General features: G+C 47.6%; 16 protein-coding genes and 5 pseudogenes. 15 read left to right on the top strand and 6 right to left on the bottom strand.

The window, feature by feature from the left end; translation table 11 throughout:
* Positions 1-23: 23 nt before the first annotated feature.
* The gene (gene fadD, locus BSPA111_RS01860; protein WP_183269518.1) at positions 24-1,709 is read left to right on the top strand and encodes a long-chain-fatty-acid--CoA ligase FadD; all 1,686 of its coding nucleotides are present in this window, start codon (positions 24-26) and stop codon (positions 1,707-1,709) included.
* A gap of 71 nt (positions 1,710-1,780) precedes the next feature.
* Positions 1,781-2,902: a ribonuclease D gene (rnd, locus tag BSPA111_RS01855; protein ID WP_183270261.1), complete on the top strand. Its 1,122-nt coding sequence runs from the start codon at positions 1,781-1,783 to the stop codon at positions 2,900-2,902.
* Positions 2,903-3,003: 101 nt separating this feature from the next.
* Here rnd and minE read toward each other — a convergent pair whose 3' ends face one another.
* The 3 genes from minE to minC are packed head-to-tail and all read right to left on the bottom strand — an operon-like array spanning position 3,004 to position 4,830.
* Positions 3,004-3,282 (bottom strand): cell division topological specificity factor MinE, encoded by a 279-nt coding sequence (gene minE, locus BSPA111_RS01850; RefSeq protein WP_034455225.1) that lies wholly within the window; start codon positions 3,280-3,282, stop codon positions 3,004-3,006.
* 3 nt (positions 3,283-3,285) lie between these two features.
* A complete protein-coding gene (minD, locus tag BSPA111_RS01845; protein WP_183269517.1) occupies positions 3,286-4,098 on the bottom strand; it encodes a septum site-determining protein MinD in 813 nt (270 codons plus the stop codon).
* 24 nt (positions 4,099-4,122) lie between these two features.
* Entirely contained in the window at positions 4,123-4,830 is a 708-nt protein-coding gene (gene minC, locus BSPA111_RS01840; RefSeq protein WP_183269516.1) for a septum site-determining protein MinC, read from the bottom strand.
* A 125-nt stretch (positions 4,831-4,955) separates the two neighbouring features.
* Here minC and BSPA111_RS01835 point away from each other — a divergent pair, with 125 nt between their 5' ends.
* The 4 genes from BSPA111_RS01835 (at position 4,956) to BSPA111_RS01820 (ending at position 7,646) form a co-directional block, all read left to right on the top strand.
* Positions 4,956-5,231 carry a YcgL domain-containing protein gene (locus BSPA111_RS01835; RefSeq protein WP_183269515.1) on the top strand — a complete coding sequence of 92 codons (276 nt, stop codon included), beginning with the start codon at positions 4,956-4,958 and terminating at the stop codon, positions 5,229-5,231.
* A gap of 75 nt (positions 5,232-5,306) precedes the next feature.
* Entirely contained in the window at positions 5,307-6,374 is a 1,068-nt protein-coding gene (locus BSPA111_RS01830; RefSeq protein ID WP_183269514.1) for a lytic transglycosylase domain-containing protein, read from the top strand.
* A gap of 78 nt (positions 6,375-6,452) precedes the next feature.
* Positions 6,453-7,112 (top strand): fumarylacetoacetate hydrolase family protein, encoded by a 660-nt coding sequence (locus BSPA111_RS01825; protein WP_183269513.1) that lies wholly within the window; start codon positions 6,453-6,455, stop codon positions 7,110-7,112.
* An 87-nt stretch (positions 7,113-7,199) separates the two neighbouring features.
* The gene (locus BSPA111_RS01820) at positions 7,200-7,646 is read left to right on the top strand and encodes a YcgN family cysteine cluster protein (RefSeq protein ID WP_183269512.1); all 447 of its coding nucleotides are present in this window, start codon (positions 7,200-7,202) and stop codon (positions 7,644-7,646) included.
* A gap of 26 nt (positions 7,647-7,672) precedes the next feature.
* Here BSPA111_RS01820 and BSPA111_RS22590 read toward each other — a convergent pair.
* Positions 7,673-7,900, bottom strand: a pseudogene (locus tag BSPA111_RS22590) (site-specific integrase); the annotation flags it as partial.
* Between BSPA111_RS22590 and BSPA111_RS22585 the strand changes: the two are divergent.
* The 8 genes and pseudogenes from BSPA111_RS22585 to BSPA111_RS22565 all read left to right on the top strand — a co-directional run.
* Positions 7,901-8,074 (top strand): annotated as a pseudogene (locus tag BSPA111_RS22585) (terminase small subunit); the annotation flags it as partial.
* Positions 8,071-9,084 (top strand): annotated as a pseudogene (locus BSPA111_RS01815) (terminase); the annotation flags it as partial. The pseudogenes BSPA111_RS22585 and BSPA111_RS01815, both read left to right, overlap by 4 nt.
* Positions 9,085-9,273: 189 nt before the next feature.
* Positions 9,274-9,396, top strand: a complete 123-nt coding sequence (locus BSPA111_RS22580; protein WP_255459206.1) for a hypothetical protein — start codon at positions 9,274-9,276, stop codon at positions 9,394-9,396.
* Entirely contained in the window at positions 9,389-9,856 is a 468-nt protein-coding gene (locus BSPA111_RS01810) for an NlpC/P60 family protein (RefSeq protein ID WP_183269511.1), read from the top strand. Before BSPA111_RS22580 ends, BSPA111_RS01810 begins: the two co-directional genes overlap by 8 nt.
* Positions 9,768-12,251 carry a host specificity factor TipJ family phage tail protein gene (locus tag BSPA111_RS01805; RefSeq protein WP_183269510.1) on the top strand — a complete coding sequence of 828 codons (2,484 nt, stop codon included), beginning with the start codon at positions 9,768-9,770 and terminating at the stop codon, positions 12,249-12,251. The genes BSPA111_RS01810 and BSPA111_RS01805 overlap by 89 nt, the downstream gene beginning before the upstream one ends.
* Before the next feature lie 60 nt (positions 12,252-12,311).
* A pseudogene (locus tag BSPA111_RS22575) lies at positions 12,312-12,710 on the top strand (hypothetical protein); the annotation flags it as partial.
* Between the two features lie 740 nt (positions 12,711-13,450).
* On the top strand, positions 13,451-13,930 hold the full coding sequence (locus BSPA111_RS22570; RefSeq protein ID WP_255459205.1) for a hypothetical protein: 480 nt from the start codon (positions 13,451-13,453) through the stop codon (positions 13,928-13,930).
* 74 nt (positions 13,931-14,004) lie between these two features.
* Entirely contained in the window at positions 14,005-14,952 is a 948-nt protein-coding gene (locus tag BSPA111_RS22565) for an SGNH/GDSL hydrolase family protein (RefSeq protein WP_255459204.1), read from the top strand.
* Between the two features lie 43 nt (positions 14,953-14,995).
* On the opposite strand, the gene BSPA111_RS01795 is transcribed toward BSPA111_RS22565, so the two are convergent.
* Complete coding sequence (locus tag BSPA111_RS01795) at positions 14,996-16,081, bottom strand: acyltransferase (protein WP_183269509.1); 1,086 nt, start codon at positions 16,079-16,081, stop codon at positions 14,996-14,998.
* 203 nt (positions 16,082-16,284) lie between these two features.
* On the opposite strand from BSPA111_RS01795, the gene BSPA111_RS22780 reads away from it, so the two are divergent.
* Positions 16,285-16,437 carry an IS1 family transposase gene (locus BSPA111_RS22780; protein WP_183270260.1) on the top strand — a complete coding sequence of 51 codons (153 nt, stop codon included), beginning with the start codon at positions 16,285-16,287 and terminating at the stop codon, positions 16,435-16,437.
* A 204-nt stretch (positions 16,438-16,641) separates the two neighbouring features.
* Here BSPA111_RS22780 and BSPA111_RS01785 read toward each other — a convergent pair.
* A pseudogene (locus tag BSPA111_RS01785) lies at positions 16,642-17,325 on the bottom strand (SOS response-associated peptidase family protein).
* Between the last annotated feature and the right edge of the window lie 494 nt (positions 17,326-17,819).

The following is a 17,819-nucleotide window of genomic DNA, read 5'->3' as shown; positions in this document are numbered from 1 at the left end:
ATAATAAATTCAGAGGTGGATCCTTGAAGAAGGTTTGGCTTAACCGCTACCCAGCCGATGTTGCGGCTGAGATAAATCCTGACCGTTATCAGTCCCTGGTTGATATGTTTGAGCAAGCAACGGCACGTTATGCCGATCAGCCTGCATTCGTGAATATGGGCGAAGTGATGACGTTCCGTAAGCTGGAAGAGCGAAGCCGTGCTTTTGCTGCATATTTACAGCAGGGTCTTGGCCTGCAGAAGGGCGATCGCGTTGCGCTAATGATGCCGAATCTGTTGCAGTACCCCGTTGCGTTGTTTGGTATTTTGCGTGCGGGTATGGTGGTCGTAAACGTCAACCCATTGTACACCCCGCGTGAGCTTGAACATCAACTCAACGATAGCGGTGCAAGCGCCATTGTGATTGTCTCTAACTTTGCGCACACCCTGGAAAAGGTTGTCGAAAAGACCCAGGTAAAACACGTTATTTTGACCCGCATGGGCGATCAGCTTTCCGCGGCAAAAGGCACCCTGGTCAACTTCGTTGTTAAGTACGTCAAACGTTTGGTGCCGAAGTACCATCTGCCTGATGCCATTTCGTTCCGCAGTGCGCTGCAACAGGGTTATCGCCTCCAGTACATTAAGCCTGAAATTGTGAGTGCTGACCTCGCGTTCCTGCAATATACCGGTGGCACGACGGGAGTTGCCAAAGGGGCGATGCTGACACACCGCAACATGTTGGCGAACCTTGAGCAAGTCAGAGCGGCATATAGCCCATTATTGTTTGAGCGCAAAGAGCTGGTGGTGACGGCGTTACCGCTTTATCACATTTTTGCCCTGACGATGAACTGCCTGCTGTTTATTGAGATTGGCGGGCAGAACCTGCTGATAACTAACCCGCGTGATATTCCGGGGCTGGTGAAAGAACTGGCGAAGTATCCGTTTACTGCCATGACCGGCGTTAACACGCTATTTAATGCGTTACTCAACAACAAAGAATTCCAACAACTCGACTTCTCAAGCCTGCATCTTTCTGCAGGAGGGGGAATGCCGGTGCAACATGCCGTTGCTGAACGCTGGGAAAAACTGACGGGCCGTTTTCTGCTTGAAGGCTACGGTTTGACCGAGTGTGCACCGCTGGTGAGTGCGAATCCGCATGACATGGATTACCACAGTGGGAGTATTGGTTTGCCGGTGCCATCAACCGAAGTGAAGATGATTGATGACGAAGGTGAGGAAGTGCCTCCTGGTGAGCCGGGCGAACTGTGCGTGAAAGGGCCGCAGGTGATGCTGGGCTACTGGCAGCGCCCTGATGCGACGGATGAAATTTTGCAAGACGGTTGGCTGCGTACCGGAGATATTGCGGTCATGGACGAAGAGGGCTTTATGCGCATCGTCGACCGTAAGAAAGATATGATTCTGGTTTCGGGTTTTAACGTCTACCCGAACGAAATCGAAGATGTCGTCATGCAGCATAGCGGTGTGCTTGAAGTCGCGGCAGTCGGTGTCCCAAGTGGCGCATCCGGCGAAGCAGTAAAAATCTTCGTCGTAAAAAAAGATCCTTCTTTAACCGAAGAGGCATTGGTTGTTTTTTGCCGCCGCCACCTCACAGGTTACAAAGTACCGAAGCTAGTTGAGTTCCGCGAAGAGCTGCCAAAATCAAACGTTGGCAAAATTTTACGACGAGAACTACGTGACGAATCGGTCAGTAAAGGCAACAATAACGCCTGAGCTCCGAGTCAGTCGCCCTAACGCCGGTTCTGCCGGCGTTTTTTATGGGCGCAAACCTAAGAGAACTGAATTTGACTTACCAAATGATTATTACCGATGAAGCCCTTGCCTCCGTGTGCGAAGCGGCTCGTCACTTTCCCGCTATTGCGCTGGATACCGAATTTGTCCGTACCCGCACTTACTATCCACAACTGGGTTTGATCCAGTTGTACGACGGTGAGACGGCTTCGCTTATCGACCCGTTAACCATCACTGACTGGTCACCGTTTAAAGCGTTGCTACAAGACAAGGCGGTGATTAAATTTCTGCACGCAGGTAGCGAAGATCTGGAAGTATTCCTCAATGCGTTTGGCATGTTGCCGGACCCGTTTATTGATACGCAGATTCTGGCGGCATTTAGTGGACGCCCGCTCTCTTGTGGTTTTGCCACTATCGTTGAGTCCTTCACGGGTATTGCGCTGGATAAAAGTGAATCTCGTACCGACTGGCTTGCGCGCCCGCTGACTGAGCGCCAGTGTGATTATGCTGCCGCAGATGTGCTGTATTTGCTGCCTATTGCGCACAAGTTGATGGAAGAGACACAAGCCGCAGGTTGGATGGAGGCGGCGCTGGATGAATGTAACCTGATGGCGGCACGTCGTCAGGATGTACTGGATCCCGAAGAAGCATGGCGTGAAATCGGCAACGCATGGCAGTTAAGAACTCGCCAGCTGGCTTGTCTGAAGAAACTGGCTTCATGGCGTCTGCGCAAAGCGCGCGAACGCGATATGGCTGTCAATTTCGTGGTTCGCGAAGAACATCTTTGGCAGGTTGCGCGTTACATGCCAGGGTCGTTGGGTGAGCTGGAACATCTGGGTCTGAGCGGTAGCGAAATCCGATTCCACGGCAAAGCGCTGTTGGCGATGGTTGAAGAAGCTCAGGCGTTATCTGAAGATGAATTACCAGAACCATTAAGCAATCTGGTCGATATGCCGGGTTATCGCCGTGTATTTAAAGCGATTAAGGCGTTAGTACAGCAAGTGAGTGAGACTTGTGGTTTAAGCGCTGAATTGCTTGCTTCGCGTCGACAAATTAACCAGTTGTTGAACTGGCACTGGCAATTAAAATCACAAACGATGCAGCCGGAATTAATCAGTGGATGGCGTGGGCAAGTAATGGGCGAAGCGTTAAAAACATTGCTGGCAGATTATTAATATACGAAGCGCTATTAAGAATAGTCTGAATTAATATCGGGTTGTCATAACAAAAAAATAAACCCCAGGATTATTCCAGGGGTTTATTTCGAGAAAATCAATTACGCAGATTTGGTTGTTGCTTCCTGTGTTTCTGGCAACGTCACGTTAAGTTCCAGAACAGAAATATCGTCATCTTTTTGATCGAGAACGACGGTTAACATCTCTGGATCGATTTTTACGTATTTGCAGATCACTTCCAGAATATCGCGTTTTAGCTGCGGTAAATAATGCGGTTCACTATCACCACGGCGGCGTTCTGCAACGATAATTTGCAGGCGTTCTTTTGCAATGTTGGCGGTGTTCTTTTTCCGTGAGAGAAAAAAGTCTAATAATGCCATAACTTATCCTCCGAACAGGCGTTTGAGGAAGCCTTTCTTCTCTTCTTCAATGAAGCGGAAAGGGCGATCTTCGCCAAGCAGGCGTTCAACAGTATCTGCGTAAGCTTTACCAGCGTCAGCTTCCTGGTCAAGAATGACCGGCTCACCCTGGTTTGACGCGCGCAGAACAGATTGATCTTCCGGGATAACCCCAACCAATGGAATGCGTAGGATTTCCAGCACATCTTCCATGCTTAGCATATCCCCGCGCGTCACACGGCCTGGGTTGTAGCGAGTTAACAGCAGATGTTCTTTAATCGGCGACTCACCGTTTTCTGCACGGCGAGATTTAGACGAAAGAATACCCAGAATGCGGTCAGAGTCGCGGACGGACGACACTTCCGGGTTGGTGGTGATAATCGCTTCATCGGCGAAATAGAGCGCCATTAATGCGCCTGTTTCAATACCCGCAGGGGAATCACAAACGATAAATTCGAAGTCCATATTTTTCAGGTCTTCAAGCACTTTCGCCACGCCTTCGCGAGTGAGGGCGTCTTTATCGCGAGTCTGCGATGCCGGGAGAATATAGAGCTGCTCGGTGCGTTTATCTCTGATTAACGCCTGATTAAGTGTGGCATCGCCTTGAATAACGTTGACGAAATCGTAAACCACACGACGCTCGCAGCCCATAATCAAATCCAGGTTACGCAGGCCAATATCAAAATCGATTACGACGGTTTTTCTTCCCTTCTGGGCCAAACCCGTAGCGATGGCCGCGCTGGACGTGGTCTTACCGACGCCCCCTTTACCCGATGTAACAACAATAATGCGTGCCATAAAGGAATTCCTTGTTAAAAGGGCTTAATTCAAAGGTTGAACGGAGAGAGCACCACTGGCCAAACTCAAGCGTGCCGCTTTCCCATAATAATCAGCTGGTATTTGTTCACTCAGCCAGTATTCACCCGCTATTGAGACCAGCTCAGCAGCAAGATTTGTACAGAATATTTGTGCTTCACGATCGCCGCTGGCACCCGCCAGGGCACGGCCACGCATCATGCCGTAAACATGAATATTACCATCAGCTATAAGTTCTGCACCGGCACTGACGTGATTGGTGATAATCAAATCACAGTTTGGTGCATAAATACGCTGTCCGGAGCGAACCGGGGTATCAATCAAACGCGTTTTTGTGACCGAGTTAACAATTGGCTCGACAGGGGCTGCAACCTCAGCGGGCACGGCTTTAGCACGTGAATTTTTTTCTTTCCCTTCGGTCAGCAATGGCAAGCCGGCACGCTCAATTTCTTTTTTTAGCGCTTCGTCTTTACAGCCACTAATACCGACAACCCGCAATCCGGAAGAAACGACAGCTTGCTGGACATTTTTCCAGTTAACTGAACCATCCAGACTGGCAACATTCACCACCACAGGTGCATTTTTCAGAAAGGCGGGAGCCTGGGATACTTTTTCCTGAAGGGCCTGGAGAATCACCTCGGGTTGCGCATCATGTAAATGAAGCACTGATAAGGTAAAACTGCTGCCTTTTAACTCGATTGGCGTGTTTGACATCCTGGCCTTACTCAATTGGGTATAATCCCCACTGATGTGGGACGATATTCCGAAGTACATATGGCATGTTATAGTCACAGGTATATTCAGGCAAGCCACCATCTGGCGAAAATAGAGTAAAAAAAATGTTTTGTGTGATCTACAGAAGTAGCAAACGTGACCAGACATATCTCTATGTCGAAAAAAAAGACGATTTCTCTCGAGTTCCCGAAGAATTGATGAAAGGTTTTGGCGTACCCCAATTGGCGATGTTATTACCGCTTGATGGGAGTAAAAAACTGGCCAGTGCCGATATCGAAAAAGTAAAACAGGCACTCAAAGACGAGGGCTATTATTTGCAATTGCCACCGCCGCCAGAAAGTTTGTTAAAAATGCATCTCGAAAATAGTCCGAAAAAATAAGTTTCGGACGAGTGCCAAATCTTTCCTATACATAAAGGTAGATGATACTTAGAACAAATCACCGCGGGGAAAATGATGAAAACTCCAGCAATTTGTTTAACGGTCATCGCCTTTATGCTTAGCAGTTTGGGCGCAACATCTGCCGAGGAGCAGGCGCAATCCCTTGTTAACACACCGATTGCACCTAAGTCTGAAGCTGCACCCGCGCCAATCACACTTGCACAGCAGGGGCGTGATCCCGCCGAATTCCCCGCTTATGTTGAAACCCTTAAAGCGCAGGCCAGGGCGCAGGGCATTAGCGGCAACACCATCAACAGCGCATTCGCAAACGTCCATTTTGTTGATCGGGTCATAAAATCTGACCAGAACCAGCTTGAAAAGAAAATCATGCTTGATGAATATCTGACGCGGGTTATTACACCGGAAAAGATTGAAAAAGCACGCGCTCAGTATCAGCAGCATCGAAGCGAATTAGAGCAAATCAGTAAACGGACTGAGGTGCAAAGTCAGTACATCGTGTCGCTGTGGGCGATGGAAAGTCATTTTGGTGAAATACAGGGAAAAGAAGACATCATTTCTGCCCTTGCAACGCTTGCCTTTGAAGGACGACGGGAGGCCTTTTTCACAAAAGAGTTGATGGCGGCTTTGAAAATTCTCGATCAGGGGCACATCAACGTAGCGGAGCTGAAAGGCTCGTGGGCGGGTGCGATGGGGCAGAACCAGTTTATGCCTACTTCGTATCTGCACTACGGTGCTGATGGCGATGGTGACGGTAAAATTGATATCTGGCAGAGCACCAGCGATGTTTTTGCTTCCACAGCCAATTATCTGAAAACTGAAGGTTGGAAAGCGGGGGGCTCATGGGGCAAAGAAGTCGTCTTACCAAAGGATTTCGATAGCGCCATTGCGGGCACTAAAACCAACCAGGGCAAAACCGTCAGTCAGTGGCAGAAATTAGGTATCACACTTAAAGATGGAACGCCATTGCACGCCTCTAAACAAAAAGCCTGGATCGTGACACCGGAGGACAATCAGGGGCGTTCATTTCTGGTCTACAACAACTTCCGCACAATTATGCACTGGAACCGTTCTTACTACTTTGCGATAAGCATCGGTATGATGGCGGATGCAATCGCACGATAACGTAGATTCATCAGTATTCAGTGGCGTTTTTTTTCTCTAGTATCAAATGCAGTTAACACAACGACGCAGAGGAAAGGCATGTATCAGCATCATAATTGGCAGGGTGCGCTGCTGGATTTTCCGGTCAGCAAAGTAGTGTGCGTAGGGAGTAACTACGCAAAACATATCAAAGAGATGGGCAGTGCGACACCAGACGAACCGGTGTTGTTCATTAAACCCGAAAGTGCGCTGTGCGATATTCGTCAGCCTCTGGTTCTGCCTCAGGATTTTGGTTCTGTTCACCACGAAGTAGAACTGGCGATTCTGATTGGTTCAACCTTGAGAAAGGCAACGGATGAACATGTGAGTAAGGCTATTGCGGGATACGGCGTAGCGCTTGATCTTACGTTGCGTGATTTACAAGGCAAACTGAAAAAAGCGGGCCAACCGTGGGAAAAGGCCAAAGGATTCGATAATTCGTGCCCGATTTCTGGTTTTGTTCCGGCCAGTGAATTTAACGGCGATCCGCAAAATACCGCGCTTGGCTTGAAGATCAATGGTGAAATCCGCCAGCAGGGCAGTACCTCCGATATGATCCACAAGATTGTCCCGTTAATTGCATATATGAGCCGATACTTCACCTTACGTGCCGGAGATGTCATTCTCACTGGCACCCCGGAGGGCGTTGGGCCGCTGAGCAGCGGTGATGAACTCGAAGTTAGCTTCGCTAACCACAGTCTGACCACGCGCGTTCTATAATCAATTTGCCGCCGGCGGGCGGCAAAACTTGCATCTCAGGCTCAGAGTGTTTATAAGGTGCGCTTGTTTTTATTACGGGACACCATCATGACTACAGCGCCGTTCTGGCAGTGCAAAACACTTGACGAAATGAGTGACGCGGAGTGGGAATCTCTCTGCGACGGCTGCGGCCAGTGCTGTTTGCATAAATTGATGGACGAAGATACGGATGAAATCTATTTCACCAACGTCGCCTGTAAGCAACTGAACATCAAAACGTGCCAGTGTAAAAACTATGCCCGTCGCTTTGACTACGAACCAGACTGTATCAAGCTCACGCGCGACAACCTGCCGACCTTCGAATGGTTGCCGCACACCTGTGCATATCGTCTGTTAGCAGAAGGTAATAATTTACCTGCATGGCATCCGTTGTTGACCGGTTCTAAAGCTGCCATGCACGGCGAGCGCATTTCGGTAAGACACATCGCCGTTAAAGAGTCCGAAGTTCGTGACTGGCAAGACCATATCCTGAATAAACCGGAGTGGGCTGATTGATTCATTGATTTAAAAGGAGTTTTGCCTTACTGCGATATTGCCTGGGGCATCTGTGGGACATCTTCGTTAAAATTAGCATACAGAATGCTCATCTGATCACCGTTGTTGTTGCTCATCCACTTTCCGTAAACGTTGTAAACCATCTGCGCTGTGGCGTGACGCATTTGTGCGGCGATAAAGTTCGGGTTGGCCCCCGCGCTTAATGCCCAGCATGCAAATGTGTGTCTCGATTCGTATGCTTTCCGGTGGCGTATAAGGTCAAGAACCTCGAATTGCTTGGCAAGCACATTAGCGTCCAGGCATTCAAAGAGCAGGTAGATCAGAAGGTCACAGCAACTCACAACATCATGTCGGTGCCGACTTGTGCGAGCGTTGACGAGTGGGAAGCCGCTGCGCAGAAACAACAGAGCGAGGTTTTAGGTGGATGAATTACAAGGCCGTCTGGAAACCTTTGCCGGGGTCGCAGTCACTATCCCTTAGCTGCCCATGCAACGAGATATTGTATGAAGGCACTCGCGGGCCGGGAAAGACCGCCGCTCAGTTAGCTAGATTCCGCAAGAATGTCGGCATTGGTTACGGTTCGTTCTGGCGCGGTGTGATATTCGATACCGAGTATAAAAACCTCACCGACATCATTACCCAATCCAAGCGTATGTATCGCCTGTTCAACGATGGCGCTCGCTATCTGGTATCAGCCAGTGAATTACGTTGGTTGTGGCCTACTGGTGAAGAGCTTCTTTTCCGGTTCGGCAAAGAAGAGGCTGACTACTGGGATTATAACGGCCAGGAGTTCCCGTTCATCGGCTTCAACGAACTGACTAAGCAGCAATAACCAGAATTCTACGAGATGATGTTCTCTTGCCGTCGTTCATCATTCAGGCCTGATGACTACCCACTCGACGATGGTTCGATTATTAAGCCAATCCCGCTTGAGACATTCAGCACGACCAACCCGTTTGGCATCGGCCATACGTGGGTTAAGAAACGCTTCATTGAGCCAGCACCGCGCGGCACCATCATTCGCGAAACGCAGAAGGTGTTTAACCCGCAGACGGAACGCGAAGAGGACGTAACACTAACTCGTGTCGCTATTCACGGTTCGTTCAAAGAGAACCCGTATCTCGACCCGCAATACATCGCCACGCTGATGAACATCAAAGACCCCAATCGCCGCAAAGCATGGGTCGAAGGTTCATGGGATGTGACGAGCGGTGGTCGCTTTGACCATCTGTGGAATGAATCTCTGCACGTTATCAAGCCATTCACCATCCCGGAAAGTTGGACGGTTGACCGCTCTCACGACTGGGGCGAGTCGAAGCCATTCGCGAACCTGTGGTGGGCACAGTCTGACGGCACTGAGGCAACCCTACCCGATGGTCGCAAGTTCTGCCCTCCGACCGGTTCATTGATTCTGATTGGTGAGTGGTATGGCTGGCCGTGCACGCCAGCTTTATGCATCTGGATTAAGCAAGTCAGGAAATACCAAACGGCATCATCTCTGGTGCGAGTTTGGTTACCCTGAGCGCCTCGACTTCGACCACTTCTACAACATGTATGAGCGTAACGGGGCGGCGTTCGGTGCCGTGCATAAGCTCCTCGACGCATGCTGGATTGATAAGCCGGTTATGTGAGTGATATCAGCCTGTACGCCAGTGATGTGACCGTTTCTCTGACTATCAAAAACCCACTCAATGCCAATATCGGCATTCTGTACAACGTCGAAGAGTTTCCGGGGCTGCAAAATGCATAAAACTGAATTTGTGGAAAGGGTGATTGGCATCCCTTGGCTTAACCGCGCCTGCACGTTTGAAGCCGCAGATTGTTGGGGCCTGGTCGTTCTCTATTACCGGCACGTTCTCGGCATTGAGCTGCACCATTCGCCTGACTACGAAGCAGGTGGGGACTTCATAACGTGCTTTGAAAGCGAGGTTGTGTATTGGCAGCGGGCAAACCAATTCAGGGACGGCGATATCTTCATTGCTTACTACGGTGCACAGCCGGTGCATGTCGGGCTGATTGTCGATGGCAGAGCGCTGCATAGCCGGGGTGAGTGCGGCAGTGTCCGATCTGACCAGAACCGAACTATTCAGAAATTATTTACCAGGGTGGAGTATTTAAAGTATGCCGGTAATCGAAATACAGAGAGTGCCGGGGCTACCGAAGCAACGGATAGAAGCGCCAGCGGGGACGAAGTTCAGCGAGTGGCTTGAAAAGGCGGGTGTACATTCTGATGTTCGGGTCATTATTAATGGTAGGGAGTTGAAGGATGACGATGATATTGATTTCATCATTACCGCCGACGACCGAATTATCATATTTGACCAGCCAAAATCCGGCGATCTCGCCAAAACACTTCTTAACCCACTCGAGCATTTCAACCCGATAAAATTCACCAAGAAGGTAATGGGTTCGCTTGTTAAGCAGCCAAATGCTGGCGGAGCATCAGGGCAAAGTAAGACATCGCCAAATAACAGCCTTAAGGGGCAAACTAACATCACTCGAAACGGCGAGGCGCGCCCTGATAATTACGGCCTAATCCGTGCATATCCTGACCTGATTCAGCAGGCTATTTTTGAATATGTGAACAACAAGAAGGAAGTCACACAGTTCATGAATTTCGGCCTAGGCAAGTACGACATCAGCCAGGTTAGATATTCAGAGACTAATGTTGGTTCAATGGCAGGTGCGTCTTACACGATTTACCAGCCAGGAGATGTGATCGGCACTATTTACGAAGGTTATGAGTTCGACGATGTGGATGGGCAGGAAGTGCCCGGCAAGAACGAGGATACTGGTGTACCAATAGAGACTGCCACAGCAACAACGATGATCAGTGGTAGCTATGCCGGTGGTCAGATTGCTGTAAAAATCGTGAAACAGGCAAGTTTTGACTATTTCATGGGGCTGACATTACCGCATGCTGCTTCTTTCGTTCTCAATATCACCTACCCGGTGCCTGGCGGGACCAAAACGGAAGACGTTACGCTGTTTGGCAACCTTATCAGTGCTGTGCAGACTAACGATGGCGCAGTGGTTTCACCAACGTTCTATTACACATTCACCTTCGACAGCATCAACGGCTCAAGTGCGTCGTACATCACGACCGCCACCATTAACAACACGAAGTTCATTTTAAATGACAATGCTGCGCTGATTGTCGGTCCGTTCTTTTCCCCTATCGATTCCGATCAGCTTTGGGTTCACACCAGTTCGGGTCTTGGTGGTAACAGTGAAACGAACTGGCAACTGCAGATATGGAAAGTGGATTCACAGAACAACCAGATACCCGGCACCACCCAGACATTCACCTACCGACAGACCACGCCGCATGACTCAACCAGCGAGACGTTTTACCGCACTGACAAGATAACCCCTGTAGCCGGGCGCGGACGCTACTCGCTGTCATTCCACCGGACTGATAACTCAAGCGACGCAAGCAAGCTGGAGGTCGAAGAGGTGCACGCGGTCAATATCAGGACCAATGTCAGCCACCCGAAAGACACAACGGCAATCATCAAAGTTCGTGCAACGGAGAACTCAACCGGACGCGAACTGAAATATAACGCGTTGATTAACCGCTACACCATCAGCTATTCACTCAGCACGCAGTCGGTTGATTACACACTTCGTCCTTCGCGTCGGTTTGCTGATGCCGCGGCGCATACTTGGCTCGTTATGGGTGGCCAGCCAGAGACTATTATCGACCTTTACGGGCTCTATCAGATTCAGGCTGAAATTGATGCCATAGATCCAAGACTTGGGCGCTTCGATAACACCTTTGATGACGAAGACGTTTCGCTTGGTGCTCGCCTGGAGACTATCTGCGATGCGGCAAGCGTAACAGCCTTCTGGGATGATGGAGTGATGTCGTTTGTTCGTGACAAGAAGCGAACAAGTCCGGCGACGGTGTTTAACCGTAACAACACAGTTGAGACTGGCTATTCACTAAGTTACGACATGACACTGCCTGGTGGCTTTGATGGTGTTGAAGTGCAATTCCGCAACCCATCAACCAACAAACAGGACTTCATCCGTTACCGGATAAGCAATGGCGCCATAGTTTCCGGATCGCCAGTCAAGGCGAAGAAGTTCGAGATGATGTACATCCGCGATGCATACCAGGCAAACGAGAGGGCACTCAGAGAATGCAAGCGGCTCATTTACTCACGAATGGCAATGAGCATAACCGTCATGGCTGACGGGGAATGGGTGAACGTGGGTGACATGGTTCAGATTGTCGATACATACGACACCAATCAGCAATCGGGCTATATCGTGTCCCGCAGTGGTAACGACTTCGAAACCAGCGAGCGAATTAACTTTGCAGGCTCAATGTTTGTTGTGATCACCGACTACAACGGAGCTCCAACCGCACGCTACCCGGCACAACCTCTCACTGATACCGCTTTTGGATTCAGCGCTGCGATACCCAACATTGAGCTTAATATTAACGACGGTATGACTGTGCAGTCACCGTCGCGATACTTCATTGCATCATCTGAAGAACTGGATGCCACGCAATGGGAAATTACGGACAAGACACCTGGTACTGACGGAACAACTTCTTTAACCGTTAGCGAATACAGTGACCTGATTTACTCTTAACAAAACTTTTATCCCAACTTAGAACCCGGCCACGGCGCCGGGTTTTTTTATGGAAAAATTATGGCGACTACACCTACTCATCTACCTGTACCAAGCGAAAAGCCGCAAGATCTGAAATTTAATGCCGGTAAAATTGACGAGTTCGTTACGTCAATGGGCTGGACGTACACGGACCGCTTCGGGAATAAGCACTACACCATTGAGGGCATTAATTACCTTGCTCAGCAGGTTATGTCAGCCTTCGGTTATGTGACGCTTGCGGGCGTGAACTTCACTACGGGTGCTGTCATAAATAACCCAAATGAAGTTTTACTGGATGTATCAACTGGCGAGTACTACAAATGGACGGGGAGTTTTGCGTCAGGGGCCAAAGTTGTTTCCGCGAACTCGACGCCATCCTCCACGGGGGGAATTGGTCCAGGAAAATGGTTAGGTGTAGGGGATGCATCTTTGCGCTCCGATCTCACTGAAACGACCAAAATATTTAATACATTTTCTGCGGTTAACTCTTCTAACATAAGCACCTTATTTGGTTGCATTATAACCAAAGGCCGCTTAGCCATTGGTGATGGTGGTGACGGGATATATGTCAGAAATGGCAGCGGGAGCGCTGGTGATACAGACGGTGGTAGTTACTTTGTAACGGCTGGCAGAGCAAAATTTGAACTGGTATCACCAGCCACCATTGCTACATTCGGTGGGGTTCCTGGGCAGGATTATCGCTCCGCGCTTGATAAGCAGAAAACATATGTCTCAACTAAAGATAAGGTGATTCGTGTATTCACCAAAAATGTAGTGTCGCCAACCTTCACGCCTGAAATCCCCGCAGGCTACTGGAATGGATTCACTCTTGATGTTGGTGAAAACGTCACTATCAACACTATCAACACTATCAACACTATCAACACTATCAACACTGGCAGCGATGAAGCAGTTAAATCACCATTAGTGAAACTGGTTCGTCCTGTTAAATTATTCTTCACTGGCAACAGTACCGGTTATTTACTGCGACCTAATGCGGGTATTACTAAGGTGAATATACTCTGCTGAATACTGCCACTACACCACCGACCCCGCCGCAAATAAATAATGCCAACTACACAGATAATAAATCACTATTTTGCGACATCCCGGATAAGGAAACTCCAGTTCAGACGGTGTTTACATCAAACTGGAGTTTTTTAGCCGGAACATGGCCTATGGGGACTTTGGCTGATACACCAGCAGCGGTATTAACCGGCGATAATGTTTCAATTGTTGCACCTAACGGGACGTTAGTATGCGGGGCATATAGCAGAGTAAAACCAGGAGATGAATACTTCGTTTCTATGTATGCAGGAGATAATACTCAGGGGGCTCCATGCGTTGTCGTGGAAGCCGAAAATATGCGATGGATTTATTATGAAGATCTGTTTGGCAGTGGTCATCTTATTGAAGGAACAATTGGTGGTGCGTACACCACAAAAGATGTTGTATACAAAGGCTCATCAACCCATGCATCACAATGGCTTAAAAACTCAATTGCTTCAGTAAGAATTGATACGCTTAAATCATTTACAATTCTCGTAAATGGTATTGAACGTGCAACTATTCGTCAGACCGGGAGGATAATCAGTCGAGTAGGCTATGGCTCTTTCGGCGCAAACAACAAGTACATGTCATTGTTTACCCATATATAATTGAAAACAGACAGTATTATTCAGCAAAACCAATAAATATCGCCATTGTTGGTGATTCGATAACTGATACGTCAATGGGTAACGGATGGGCACAATGCGCACAACAGGCACTGGAAGGTGCACACGGAATACGTGTAGGAAGAATGCAAACTATCGCCATAAATGGTTATGCCTCTGCCTCTGGTGATATTATCAATGTGTTTAATGCGACTTCTTTAACAGATATTAATGTCGTACTGTTCCAGATTGGTGTTAATGATATTCAAAGGCAATCTGGCTATATAGCGTTAAGGGATAACGTTAAACAGATGATGATCACCGCAAACAATTTGGGTATTCCCTGTATAATATCTCTACCAACTCAATACTATACGCGAGATCATAGCGTTACTCTCACTGGTATTGTTGGTTACGGTCAACCGGCTGTTAACTATGAACTCGGCGCGCTATACAGGGCGATCCTTGCCAGCACTGTGGCCGTACGTAATACAGAATTAGTCCAGCCTTTAAACGCGTTGAACACGGGGTCACTTGATGATCTTGGTCCGATAGTAGCCGAATACCTTCTGACAAATCAGGACCCAATGGTGATGGATAACATTCACCCTACAACTTATGGTCGTATTTTACTGGGGTTGTCGAATGTCCGTGCTATAGCTTCCCATATGTTTGGTCGTCGTAAAGACCCCATCATCAACCACTGGATGCCTGCGACGTGGGGAGCTAATAACTGGTCTGTAACATCACTGGTAAGAGCATCAGTGACATCCTATCCTGATGGGAAAATATCTCTGACAGGAAATATTGCTAATCTTGGAACCGGAGTCACTGCGGATGGAACAACTGTGTGTAATATCCCAGTTAGTATTGCTCCGTTGCGTAAAATGGCGTTTTCAGTAACGAAATTAGATGCGAGCGGAAACCCTATTGGTCAAGGGAATGTGGTCATTGACACTACAGGGACAATTAAGATTTACGGATTCTCGACAGGAAACGTGTCGCTAGATGGCGTTTTATATTAGCAATAAAGGGTGGGTTACCACCCTTTGCTTTATATTCTATATTTCAAATAAATCGCCTAATTGCTATTGCTAGCTTCTTTTCAATAAATGAGTGAACCAAACACCCAGAAGTAATACTAAATGATATATAGAATGCAAGGTAAACTGATACATTAGTGTGTTGATGCAATCCCAGTTTCTCCCACCAGTGCGCCAGTAATGCCGTAAATAGACCATGCATAAGGTATATACAGTACGAAGCATTGCCAAAATAAACCAATATACCAGGAGCTTTTACTTTACCTTCAAGGCTAATTGCAGCCCATACTATGTAAAAAGAAAACGCACCCCATATAAGAGGTCGATGCCATAAATCACCAACATGTGTGGTTATTAAATTCTTTTCAAGAATATAAAATAAAGGCAATGCACAAACCAATATAACAGTGGCGGTTTTTGCATTAAGGAATATTTTTGATATGTACAGTCTGTACATAAACATGCCTAGAGCAAACTCAATCATTACTGGTTGAGAAATAACCTCAATTGGAGGAAAGTATGATTTTACAATATTTGCACTAAAGTCATTACTAACTATAACATTGCAAATGATAACTATTGTCGCAAAAGCGATTTCTATCTTCTCGATTTTTGAAACGCCAATGGCAATGAAAATTGAAAAAATAGCATAAAAGAAAAACTCAAACTGAAGAGTCCATCCAACTCCTAGTATTGGCCCCTTATCCCAGTGAGTGAATGTTATGCTTCTGAAAAAATATATTAGATCTATTTTTTCAGAAGGGAACCAAAAAAGTAATGGCCTCGCAGGAGCAGTTATTTGATAAGAAACCAAATAAGCAACATAAACAGCACATACTGTAAGTAGAATATACAAAGGAAGTATTCTGGCCACCCTCCTTAAAAAGAATTTTGTGGCTGTGATATTAAACGGTCCATCTGCTTTTTTTCCTCCGTAGGCAATAAAAGGCATTATGAATCCGCTAATTATAAAAAATATATCAACACCCACGCCACCAAGGGTAGACATCCTTATGCCATACATCACAATTTCAGAATGCGCAATAACCACTATCAATGCAGCAAAGAAGCGCAATACTTGTATATTATAAATAGTTTGTTTGTTGTTCATTTTGTTTTATAAATGAGAATTATTAGTGAGTAAGATTCTAAAAAATTCCAGTTATTCACTGAATTCTCCGGATTTTAACAGTAATGACCGAGAGTTTACATAGTGAATGCGATTAAATATTTTCAAATTATAGTGATGACTTCAATAGTTTGAACATCGTGTAAGATGGTGGCTTTTGAGACTCAGCATTCTCCACGGACACTATCCTGATTCATTGCCATCGCTGCCAAGCAAATAATGTATATCGCTACGGAAAAACTCCAGCAGGCCATGCCCGCCATAGCTGCCCTGCAAGTCTTCACGTTTTCCAGATCACCTATATCTACCAAGGTCGCAACCCCGACATCAAAGGCTAGGGCGTTCAAATGGCCCTCATGGCTCCGGTGTTCGAGATACTTCCCGCGCGCTTGAAATTGGCATATACATCGGTTTACTCACCCTAAAAAATCACCCTAAAACAAGTAACCCCTGATCTGTCCGCGCTGGATGATGTGGTGGTTATCGGCAAGGTAACAAAGACGATTTTATCGATGCTGCAAGACGACAAGCCTGTCATCTAGCTATGCCGCTGGATTGCTTATCGGTTCAATCAGCTCCGGGCTCTGGTTCTTCACATTCCCAACAGCTCTCGTTACCGGGTGCCAGTTAAATTCATCGGCTGGCACCGCAGCATCATGAGCCAGTTCGCTGGCTTTTGCCCCTGTAGTTTCCGGATCCATTCATTCCAGTGCCGCAGTTGGTGAGAAAACTAAAGGCCTGCGGTCGTGAATATCGACCAGGCCGTGATCGGCTGCTGCCGTCACTATCAAAAATCCCTCTGCCTCATCTCCCACATCAAAAGGCTGTTTGCCGATTGCAGCAAAGAACAGAGGCTTCCGGTCCTTCCGGTAGATGTAGTACGGTTGCTTTTTATCGCCTTCCTTCTTCCACTCATACCAACCATCAGCAAACACAATCGCCCGACCATGACTCCACAGGGGTTTAAACATCCGGCTGGTAGCCGCTGTTTCAGCCCTGGCATTTATGAGCGATGCTTTGTCCCACCAACCAGGTGCGTATGACCAGATAACAGGATCGAGATGAAGGACATCATCCCGATTATTCAGTAAGAGAACTTTCGTTCCCGGCGCGACGTTGTAACGGCCAATCGGTTCTGGGTCGTAAGCGATATCGTTCTCTGCTTCTTCCAGGAGAAACGCGAGATAGTCATCCCGTGATTTAACTTGAGTGAACCGTCCGCACATAGTCGCCTCCGTTAGATATGGAAGTATAGGACGGAAGATGAAAGGAAAGGGGATATGAATGGGGCATATAAGGGGCAAAAAATTAGCGCAAAACAACTTAAAACCACTTAAGGCGTCGATTCGTCTTGCGCTAATACATTGCTTTGTGACTACTTCCATCTCACTTCATCGCACATCCGTTTTAAACGGGACCATATCCTGAACAAGCCGGAGTGGGCAGACTAAATCACTGGCGTCATCGAAGAACACCAAAATAAATCGTACAAAGTAAATTCTTTGTGATACGGTGTTCTTTCAATAACAAGTAAAAGTAGGTTTTTATCCAATATTTAACATTTAAGTGTCCGTCATGTGGCGGTTCACAGTATCGCACTTCCCCCTACGATGTCCGAGAAACAAATCCCCATGGCGCTGTTTGTATCTTCTGTAAATCAGGGATGCACCTCCTTCATCGTCCGATGAGTGCGATTCATCAACATAACGTGTCTGCTCGA

Origin of the sequence: Buttiauxella sp. A111 (assembly GCF_014189855.1) — a bacterium.
Classification (GTDB): domain Bacteria; phylum Pseudomonadota; class Gammaproteobacteria; order Enterobacterales; family Enterobacteriaceae; genus Buttiauxella; species Buttiauxella selenatireducens.
Note: the sequence above shows the minus strand (reverse complement) of the source record. Positions and strands in the feature narration are given on the sequence as shown.